7 protein-coding genes and 3 pseudogenes are annotated in these 8,991 nt (G+C 61.5%); 3 read left to right on the top strand and 7 right to left on the bottom strand.

Annotated features, from left to right (window positions below; translation table 11 throughout):
- Nucleotides 1-124: pseudogene (locus HV796_RS45565) on the top strand (FAD-linked oxidase C-terminal domain-containing protein); the annotation flags it as partial.
- A gap of 129 nt (nucleotides 125-253) precedes the next feature.
- A complete protein-coding gene (locus HV796_RS38625) occupies nucleotides 254-1,219 on the top strand; it encodes a helix-turn-helix transcriptional regulator (RefSeq protein WP_175233063.1) in 966 nt (321 codons plus the stop codon).
- A gap of 348 nt (nucleotides 1,220-1,567) precedes the next feature.
- Here HV796_RS38625 and HV796_RS38620 read toward each other — a convergent pair.
- Nucleotides 1,568-3,339 (bottom strand): annotated as a pseudogene (locus HV796_RS38620) (phospholipid carrier-dependent glycosyltransferase).
- Nucleotides 3,340-3,967: 628 nt separating this feature from the next.
- Entirely contained in the window at nucleotides 3,968-5,350 is a 1,383-nt protein-coding gene (locus HV796_RS38615; RefSeq protein ID WP_175233062.1) for an IS4 family transposase, read from the bottom strand.
- Nucleotides 5,351-5,619: 269 nt separating this feature from the next.
- Between HV796_RS38615 and HV796_RS38610 the strand changes: the two genes are divergently transcribed.
- Nucleotides 5,620-5,841, top strand: coding sequence for a hypothetical protein (locus tag HV796_RS38610; protein WP_175233061.1), 222 nt, complete (start codon nucleotides 5,620-5,622; stop codon nucleotides 5,839-5,841).
- A gap of 128 nt (nucleotides 5,842-5,969) precedes the next feature.
- On the opposite strand, the gene HV796_RS44775 is transcribed toward HV796_RS38610, so the two are convergent.
- The 5 genes and pseudogenes from HV796_RS44775 to HV796_RS46170 form a co-directional block, all read right to left on the bottom strand.
- Nucleotides 5,970-6,329 carry a site-specific integrase gene (locus tag HV796_RS44775; RefSeq protein WP_246356308.1) on the bottom strand — a complete coding sequence of 120 codons (360 nt, stop codon included), beginning with the start codon at nucleotides 6,327-6,329 and terminating at the stop codon, nucleotides 5,970-5,972.
- Nucleotides 6,290-6,853, bottom strand: coding sequence for a site-specific integrase (locus HV796_RS44770; protein WP_246356307.1), 564 nt, complete (start codon nucleotides 6,851-6,853; stop codon nucleotides 6,290-6,292). The genes HV796_RS44775 and HV796_RS44770 overlap by 40 nt, the downstream gene beginning before the upstream one ends.
- Before the next feature lie 117 nt (nucleotides 6,854-6,970).
- The gene (locus tag HV796_RS44765) at nucleotides 6,971-7,840 is read right to left on the bottom strand and encodes a phage integrase family protein (RefSeq protein ID WP_246356306.1); all 870 of its coding nucleotides are present in this window, start codon (nucleotides 7,838-7,840) and stop codon (nucleotides 6,971-6,973) included.
- Nucleotides 7,841-7,842: 2 nt separating this feature from the next.
- The gene (locus HV796_RS38600) at nucleotides 7,843-8,475 is read right to left on the bottom strand and encodes a hypothetical protein (RefSeq protein ID WP_217478157.1); all 633 of its coding nucleotides are present in this window, start codon (nucleotides 8,473-8,475) and stop codon (nucleotides 7,843-7,845) included.
- Between the two features lie 44 nt (nucleotides 8,476-8,519).
- A pseudogene (locus tag HV796_RS46170) lies at nucleotides 8,520-8,768 on the bottom strand (DUF6602 domain-containing protein); the annotation flags it as partial.
- Nucleotides 8,769-8,991: the final 223 nt, after the last annotated feature.

Below are 8,991 nucleotides of genomic sequence, written 5' to 3'. Positions count from 1 at the left end.
ACAAGATCGATTTTCTGGTCGAGGAAGCCGGCCCGGTAGCCATCGACACGATGCGCGCGATCAAACACGCGCTCGATCCGCGCAATCTGATGAATCCCGGCAAGATTTTTCCTGGGCCGCATAGCGCATACCGTAGGCTGGCTCGGTCGAATATCACACTGCCCTGTACGAGCGCATCACCTGAACGGCCTGGCGCAAAGCATCGTCACCGATCGGAACGAAATGCATACATTTCAGAGATGGAGATATAGAAGTGAATATCAGGTCTTACACGTGGAATGGGACGTCCGTAGACCATCACGCCTGGGTCGATGGCGCATCGACACGAGGCTGGGATTGTCAGGTAGATACTTCGCGGTCCTACGTGTTAGCCATGAATGTAGCACGCGTCGGCCCGACCGAAATCGTGAACATCGATGCCGCGTGGCAGTCGATATCCCCGATCTTGCACGGCCCCAACGTCGTCTGGAAAAGCGAATATCTGATCGTACAAGTCGTGCGAAGCGGCATGCTGTCGATCGAACAGCACGGGCAAACGACGATGGTCGAATCCGGCCAGGTGGTCGTGCTCGACCCGCTGCATACGTTTGATCAGGTGTTTCGCGAACCTACGCGCGTGTCGGTGCTACGCATTCCCAACTCCGCGTTTCGCGAGCGCGGACTGCGCCACCGCTTTCCGGTGGCCCATTGTCCGGATCCGGCGTCCGCGGATGTCGCTGCGGTACGCGAGTTGGTGCTCAATCTGACGTCTCAGGCTGGCAGGGCGAGTGACGTACTGCTCGCGCGAATTGGAGATCAGTGCCTCGACCTGATGGACGTACTGGTGAGTAACCGCGCCGCGACCGCCTCGGACCGCGCAAGCGCCGCTACCCTGTTGCGCGCAAAGCAGGTGATTGCACGCCATGTCGGCGACCCGAATCTCTGCGTCGCGCTCATCGCGGCCGAGCTGAACATGTCGATCAGTAGCCTCACGCGCACGCTGAAGACCAAAGGGCTGTCGCCGATGCGTTATGCGCGGTCGCTGCGCCTCGAACACGCGGCGCGGCTACTGGCCAACACGCCGCGCGGCGCGATTCAGGAAGTCTCGTATCAGTGCGGCTTCGAGAGCGCGGCCCACTTCAGTCGCGTGTTCAAGGAACGCTACGGGATGACGCCGCGTGAATATGCCGTAGGCCACAGTAGTTGGCCGGGAGTCGCGATAACGACGATGCGGTTCTGAACAAATACCGGCTCCGCACCATGGTGCGCCTCCGTAGGGAAAGCCTCGATGCTGTATCAAATCGTCACAGCCGCCACGCTTACGCGGTAGCGGCGGGAGCACGTCAACCGTGTGTGGATCACCTGGCGGGCCTTCAGCGTCCCGTTCCGCCACTCGACCCGACCATTGATTTTCCATTCAGGTCAATAGATTAGGTTGGGACATGGTGGACTAACGAATACCGGTTGACGCGCTTTTGCGGTCGGATGCGCGCGAAGTCCCGTCGGCCATCAGCGTCGCCGAGATCACGACGAGGTTTTGTCGCAGTAAGGGTCGCGGAGGAAAGATGATTGATATGCGGAGTACTGCTTATGTTGCCAGGTCCGCAGCTGTCCACTGCTGCCAGGCAGACAGACGGCGCACGAGTGCAGCGCGGTGGTCACGGGCCCGCATCCGGTGTCGCCGGGTCGCCAAGTTGACGCAGCCGCTTCGTGAGGAAACGCACGATTGCGGCTTGGCGACAACCACGCGGCGCAGATCGTGCGCGATCACCACCATCGGCAACCCGTCGGCGACCAATTTTTGATACAGCGCTGGTGGCAGCAGTGCCATCGCATACCGCTCCCGCTTCCACAAAGCTACCCAGTCGTCGACGGTCGGCACCCACCGGTCCGGCTCGACTTGCGCGCCGAATGACAGCTCGTCAGTGTGCTGGACCATGATCATGGTATGGCCGATATAAAATGGCAGTGCATGGTCGAGAACGTTGACCGAGTAGAAAGGTGTGTCGGGTGGCAGCATCGCGAGTTCGGCCTTGATCGCTGGCGCCAGCAGCGCACCGGAGCTGTGGCGGCCGAACACTTCGTGGCCGTTGCCGCCGATGCATGCCAAATGCGAACCAGCCCAACGCAAATACGACGATGCTAGCCGGCACACTCCGCAAGCACTGGTTCGCCCACAGCGCAACAAGTGTGAACACGAAGCAGGCGGCCAGCGCGGCGTAAATCCACAGCAGACACTCGTTGTACAGCTCCTCTGGATTCTTCGCGTCGCTCATGCGCGTGAGGAAATGTGCGCCGTACGCCGCGACAGCCAGCAGTACCAGATGGCCCAAAAGATGGCGACGCCATTGCAGGACAGTCACGTTTGGCAGATACGCACCAATCATCAGCGCAAGCGCAGGCGAGATCGGCAACGTGTACGGGATCAGCTTTGAATGCGAGACGCTGAAGAACACAAAGGTGAACGCTGACCATACGAGTAGCATTGTTGCCGTTGCGAAGCCATTCGTCTGGCGCGGCGTTCGCAACGCTTGGCGCACGCTCTGGCAGCAGACTGACAGCCACGGCAAAAAGCCGATCAGCAGCACGGGTACAAAGTAATAGATCGGGCCGGGACGGTGCTGCGCGGGTGTCAAGTAGCGCTCGAATTGCTGGACGACGAAGAAGTAGTGAATGAACTCCGGGTTTGCGCGCTGCGCGAGCATAAACCACGGCATCGCAACGATTGCGAAGATTAGCGTCCCCCTGACCACGTATAGCCGTTTCCACAATGCCCAGTCGCGCGAGACTAGCGAGTAGACGATCAGGGTCCCAATCGGAACGATCGGCCCGACCAGCCCCTTAGAGATCATCGCGAGGCCCATCGCAGCCCAATGTGTCAACATCCAGTTGCGCCGGGAGCGCTGCGCTCGCGTCGGGCAACTGCGCGAGCAGCAGCGCACATAGTGTGAGCCCCATCCAAAACGACACGCCGGTGTCGAGCAGGTTATAGTGGCCTATCAGGTTCCAGTACGGCGAGCTCGCGAGCACCACCGCGGCCATCACCCCGGCAGCGGCGTTGAATACGCGCGCGCCAGTGTAGCCGACCAGCAGGATGCCGGCGAGGTCGGTCATCGCGGTGTAGAGCCGTGCCTGCCATTCGCCGATGCCCAAGCATGCGAAGGTCAGCGCATTGAACCAAATTTGCAACGGCGGCTTCTCGAAATACTTGTAACCGTTGTAGCGCGGAGTAATCCAGTCGCCGGTGACGAACATTTCACGGGCCATTTCCGCATAGCGGCCTTCGTCGTTCGGGATCAGATGCCGGTAATTAAGCTGCGCAAACCATGCGCCCACGAACAGCAGGGCAACCAGCAGCATCGCAGTGCGCGAAAGTGGCAGCGTGTGTGGCACGCGGGCGGCGGTCGTGATGGTGTCCACGGGCGCCGCGCTTTCGCCCGGCAGGCCCGAGTCGAGCATGTTTCTCATAAGGAGTCTGTGTCCATGGGTTTTGTCGTTGAGTCACCCGCGCCGACAGGACGAGCATGGAGTTTCAATGCAAGCGTGTCATTATCGGCCGCGTTCCGTAGCATTTTTTCAACGTGGTAAAGGCGAAGTGACGGGATACATAATGTTTGGTTACTTACGATTCGACAAGATGCTATCGCGACATTATCCAGCTGTTACTGACGAGTGCGTCAATAGTGTGTAGGGTTCTGAGTGATGAACGCCTCCTTTGCCGTGGATATCACGATTTGTCCACTCTGGCACAATTCCTTGCCGCTTAGCGGGAGTCATCCATCACATCAGAGTCTTTCATTTCACATCCCCGAGTATGAACACCTTATATGCAGATTCATTTTGACTCACGATGACGGCGTGATGATCATCACGCGTGTTTTATCGCGCATGTACCAACATTTGTGAGCTGCGTCTTCGGGGGTGTTCGTTGGCGTCAGAGCATGATGGGGGCTCCCGTCGAACGCCCCCTAGTTTGAATGGCACTTACTTAAGCCCGAGCCCGAGGAGCGTGCCCATATTTTCGGGCGCGCTCGCGAGCAATGTGACGCGGCTCTTTCAGCCATGGATAAGACTTCGGTCGTCGTTTTCGCATTCGTGGTTCGATACGACCAGGGCGATTCCCGACGCAAGACTGCGCGATGAGCTTGAACAGGACGCTCTGGTCGTGAGTTGCCGTCAACCCCCTGGTCAGCCATTCAGTCCATAGCTGCAAGGCGTGCCTGAAACTCAATGTTCCCGGATCGATGGCGCAGTGGCTGGCGGCTTGGGCCATCAGCAGCCGAATCACGTTGTAGGCCAGCAGATGGACCCAGATCTCCTTCTCGTTCATGTGGGCAGTCTGGCAATGCAGCACATCCATGCCCATCGTCGTCTTGATGTTCCGTAGATCCAGTTCCACGTTCCAGCGCCTGGCATACAACTGCGAGAGGTCCTGTTTGCTGGTCTTGCGTGCATCAAGCATCGTGGTGACCAGTACCCGGTGATGCAGCCTGCATTCGCGCACCATCAGTTCATCGGGGAACGCCTGGTACTGCTCATGTGTCATCCAGGCGGGGCGCTGGCGGGGTTTGGGCCACGTCACAATGTGATCGCGCGTGCCCAGCGACTTGCCTCGCCGAAAGTCGGTGCGGCGCGCCCCATGCTGCTCCATCACGACATCCACTCCGGCGGCAAGCATTGAGGCCAACAGAAAGTAGTGGCAGTACAAGGCATCGGCGACAATCACATCACCTCGACAAAACGTGCTTTGCAGCATGCGAAACGCCGTCAGTTCCCCGCTGCCTTTGCCTGCGTGAGTTCCGACAGCCGCCTCCAGCACTGCGCCGCTTGCCAGACAGATCACCGCAACCAGATAGGCTAACGGAAATCCCACGCCTTCGGCCTGAGCACTGGACTGTGGGAAGCGCGCCTGGTTCGACGGCGTATCGGGCATCGAGATCCCGGTGCCGTCAACCAGCTTGACCGGGTGCCCGCGCCACTTCCAGGCCGGCTCGGCCTGCTCGTGCAGTTGACGCCCCGTCTCGCGCGCCAACTCCCAGACCATTGTCAGCGGCAGTCTCTGGCGAGCGCGGCAGTAGCCTCCCGTGCGCACGCTCGTGGGCCGCAGCCCGTCGGCAGCTCGCTGCGCGGCCCACCCGTTGACTGCCTTCTGGCAGGAAGGGTCCGCTTCCAGCGCCTGACGCATGAACATCGACAGCGTCACCGTCGGCGGATACAGCCGTTCCCGATGCTCGGGCAAATGCGCTTCCGTCAGGGCCAACAGTTGCGGGCTCGTCAGTATGTTGAAGTAGTCCACGGCCTGGGTCCTGCGTGCCCGGCTTTGAATTGTGCTTCGTGTTTGCCTGTGATGACTGCGTGCATTACGATCCATGGTGGCTGATCTTTGGAATGAGACGGTGTTTGCCTGGTAACAACCATCCTATCAATCCCTGGATCAGCCGCATCCCTTTCTCTTCAAGAACTTACCCCCGACTTCTCCTGCAGGCAGGCTTAAGTAAGTGCCATTCGCGCTAGCAAGTGATATTAGTACATTATGCGTGGCAGTCGATCAGAAATATTCTGGCAAGCTTTTGCCATTCTATTTTCGGCCATCCACCAAAACTCATAGCGTTAACTTTGTATCTTATTGGAGAAAGGCGAATGGCCACTACATATTTTGACCTCACCGCAGATCTACAAGACCTATTTATTCGAATTCAAAATATGTGTCACCTTGCTCAGCAGCAAGGTGCGCAAGGGAATCCTGCAACAGGTGATCAAACAGCCAGTTGGATAGAGGGTTTCGAAGCCGGTGGTGATCCTGATACCGTGGGGAAGCTCGCCGGCTACCTGCAAGAATATTTCGCGAACAATTTCCACTAGCCTAGGTGCCAGTTAGGCGCGGTGCCGAGAGCATGACACCACGAAACTATCAGAATGTCCGACACAAAAGTGTCAGTTACGCAAAGGGCGTTTTTGCGTGGAACGCTGGCACGCCCACGCCCAGTGCGTCACACATCAGGACGGGCAGGGAATGGGACATTGCTGGTCGTTTGTGCCGAGGCGTCGCCAACGCCTTGAGCATCGGATTTGGGCAAGGTCTTCATGAAGTATTCAGCGCTTTCCTTCATCATGCGCTCCCGTTCGGCCTGCAGGTAGATGGTCGTTGTCTGCAGCGAGGCGTGGCCCATGATGCGCTGGATCACGTCGAGCGGTACGTCGTTGGCGCCCGCCTGGGTGCCGAACGTGTGCCTGAACGCATGCGGGGAGGTCGACGCGAGCTGCGTCATTTCAGCGACCGTCAGGTCCGGCATGCCGGCGACCAGCCGCTTCATGGCCCAGCGCACCATCTTGTTGATGCCGTCAGGCACGTACGATTCGTCCGTGCCGTCGCCGTGCCTGGCCAGCGCGAGCGGGGTAGGGGGATGAAAACCGGCCGGACCAGCGGCCCTGCCGTTGCCGTGTCGAACTCGCGGCCGCGGTCGGCCCAGTGCGCCCGCAGCGCGTCGATCGCGGCCGGGCTGACCGGCACGGTACGTTCCTTGTTCCGTTTGCCGATCACGGTCAGTTCCCATACCGGGCTCTTCTGGTCACCGTGCGGTGACGGGCGTGTTTTCTCGCGCCGCGCGACGGTCAGCTCCTCGCGCCGCAGACCGGAGTCGCCACTGAGCAGAAGGGCGGCCCGGACGGTGCGCCAGTAGCGGGCCTGCGCCGGCGCGCACTGCGCGTCGATGTAGCGCCGCGCGCGATGCCAGAGGCTGGCGGGCAGGGCGCGGCCGATGTCCATGTCCACCTCCCGTTCCACCACGACCGGATCCTTGACTGCCTTCCACGGATTGCCTGCCAGATAGCGGACGTCGACCAGCCACGCGAAGGCGGCGCGCAGCGCGCGCACCGCATATTTCCGGGTGTCGGCCGTCAGGTCGGTTGACGCGAACGGCCGCCAGCGCAGGCTGCTGTGCGCGAAGCGCGGCCCAACGAAGGCCGGGGAGGGCGCCTTCAGGAAATCCTTTTAGGCTTCGCAGTCGTCGGCCAGCACGGAGCTCAACGCCTTGCCGCGCACAGAGACGGTCCATAGCAGGAAGCGCTCGAGTTCCTTGGTGTAGGCGCGCAACGTCTTGGACTTGTCGCGGTACTGGTAAAGGTAGGCGCGTACCGCCTCGAGGTCGTTGCGCGCGTGGATGTAGGCGAACGCCGGCGAACGGTTCGCGCCGTCGGCGCCCGACAGCGCCGCGCGCAGCGCCATCCGCTCGAGCGGCACCAGGGGCGCATGGGCGCATGGGCGCCGCCGATCTCGATGATCTCGCGGTCGTCGGCCGTGAACGGTTCGCGCTCGTCGACGTCCGACGCGACCGTGCCCAGTGCCGTCTCGTGCTGGCGCACCCATGCGACGATGCGGCGCGCCCGCCCCGGGCCGATGCGCCGGATCGCGCGTGCCGCCGCGGGCGTTGCAGAAGACGACCAGTTCGCCGAGGGGCCCGATTCCGGCCTCTTTCAGGCGCACCGCCACCAGCGGCCGGAACCACATGCCCACGCCGTGTTCCGGGGCGGGCCGCGCAACCGCGAGGCTCGCCGCCTGTTCGACCATTTTCAGGTTGATGGCCGTGAGGCGCGCGCTGCCGTGCCAGCGGGCCGACTGCTTGAGGTGATCGGTCAGCGCGGGCGAGCCGTGCTCGACCGCCAGATCCACGAGGTCCGCCTGCATCCTTCGCAGGTACGACTCGACCCAGCCCGCCGTGGGTTCGTGGCCGTTCGCGTCCGCGGTGAAATAGAGCCGGGCGATCGTCGCGGCCGGCACACGCTGCACGAACGCGCGCAGCGCAATGAAGTCGCTGCGGGTGTAGGCGCGCGCATGCGCAACCGGCTGGATCTGGTTAGCCACGCTTACAGCTCAGGGACAGGCACCGAAGGGAGCTCCGGATCGGGCGGCGGGCGGAAGTCCATCATTCCGCCCAGCTTCGGGCCGCCCCACCGGCAGAACAGATCTGCGTAGTTGACACCAACGGGCTGGTAATGCGAGGCGCGCTGGATCACATACGTCAGGAAGGCAAGCAATAGCAGGCCGTCGGTCGCGTCAGTCGTGAAATAGTCATGACCCCAGGCATCACCCTCCTGGACGAGACGGCGTTCATCTTCCTGATCGAGTACCGTGCTGGTCCGCGCGACTTCGTCGGGTGTCTGGCCGCGGTGCAGCGCAAAGGCGTGAGCATAGCCGTGACTGGCCTCCAGGACCGAGAAGTGACTGTCCAGCACGAAGATGCCGTCCGGCTGGCGGCGCGCGCCGACGTAACGGGTGAGGGACGCGGCGGGGCTCAACCACATATCGAAATCGCAGGTCCTGTCCAGACGGTATGCAAAGACATGGCGGAATGGCTGGTAGTCGCCGGGGCCGTTGAGCGCGGCATCGTGTGCCAGCGCGTCATCCAGCGCCCGGGCCTTGGCGACGGCGCTGGCGAGGGAACGGCCGTCAAGCGTCGATTTGACCTCGACGACGCCAATGACGGCATCGAGCGGCACCAGACGCCGTGGATCTTCACTGCTATCCCCAGCGTCCATGCGGGGCAGTTGAGCGCGTCGTACACGATGACGTCGAACTCCGGCGTGGTCGCATCTTCCGCGTAGAACACGTGACCGCGTGAGACACCCCACTTCGGGGGCAGACGCTCACGCAGGAACTGTCGCAGCCGCGCCTCGCGCGGGTCGCCCTTGTGGTCGGGGCGCGCGCTGGCCGCGCTTTCCAGGAAGGTGGCCCACAGGCTCGCGGCCGTGGCGCTCAAGAGTTGACGGACATCGACGGGTGATTGCGCCATGCGAGGCCACCTCATTCTGGCTAGTTGTTTGGACAAGGAAGCCCCCGATTTTGCCGCGGCTAACCGCCCTGCCCCTGATTTTAGTCCATTAAACGCAATCCTAAAAATCCTCTGAGCTAAGCCGCTCCGCTGCCGGTGGCTATGGGAATTGAATCGGTGCAGGGCTGGTTGTGAATGTCGAACGTCGGATGCGATGCGAGGATGGGATAACAACTGGATGCAC

It is taken from the genome of Paraburkholderia humisilvae, from assembly GCF_902859855.1.
Classification (GTDB): domain Bacteria; phylum Pseudomonadota; class Gammaproteobacteria; order Burkholderiales; family Burkholderiaceae; genus Paraburkholderia; species Paraburkholderia humisilvae.
This window is presented reverse-complemented; position numbering and strand designations above follow the sequence as displayed.

Coding starts and splice junctions, on each gene's coding strand:
- HV796_RS38615 (WP_175233062.1), bottom strand. CDS start 5,350: ATGGATCGTAATGCACGCAGTCATCACAGGCAAACACGAAGCACAATT.
- HV796_RS38610 (WP_175233061.1), top strand. CDS start 5,620: ATGGCCACTACATATTTTGACCTCACCGCAGATCTACAAGACCTATTT.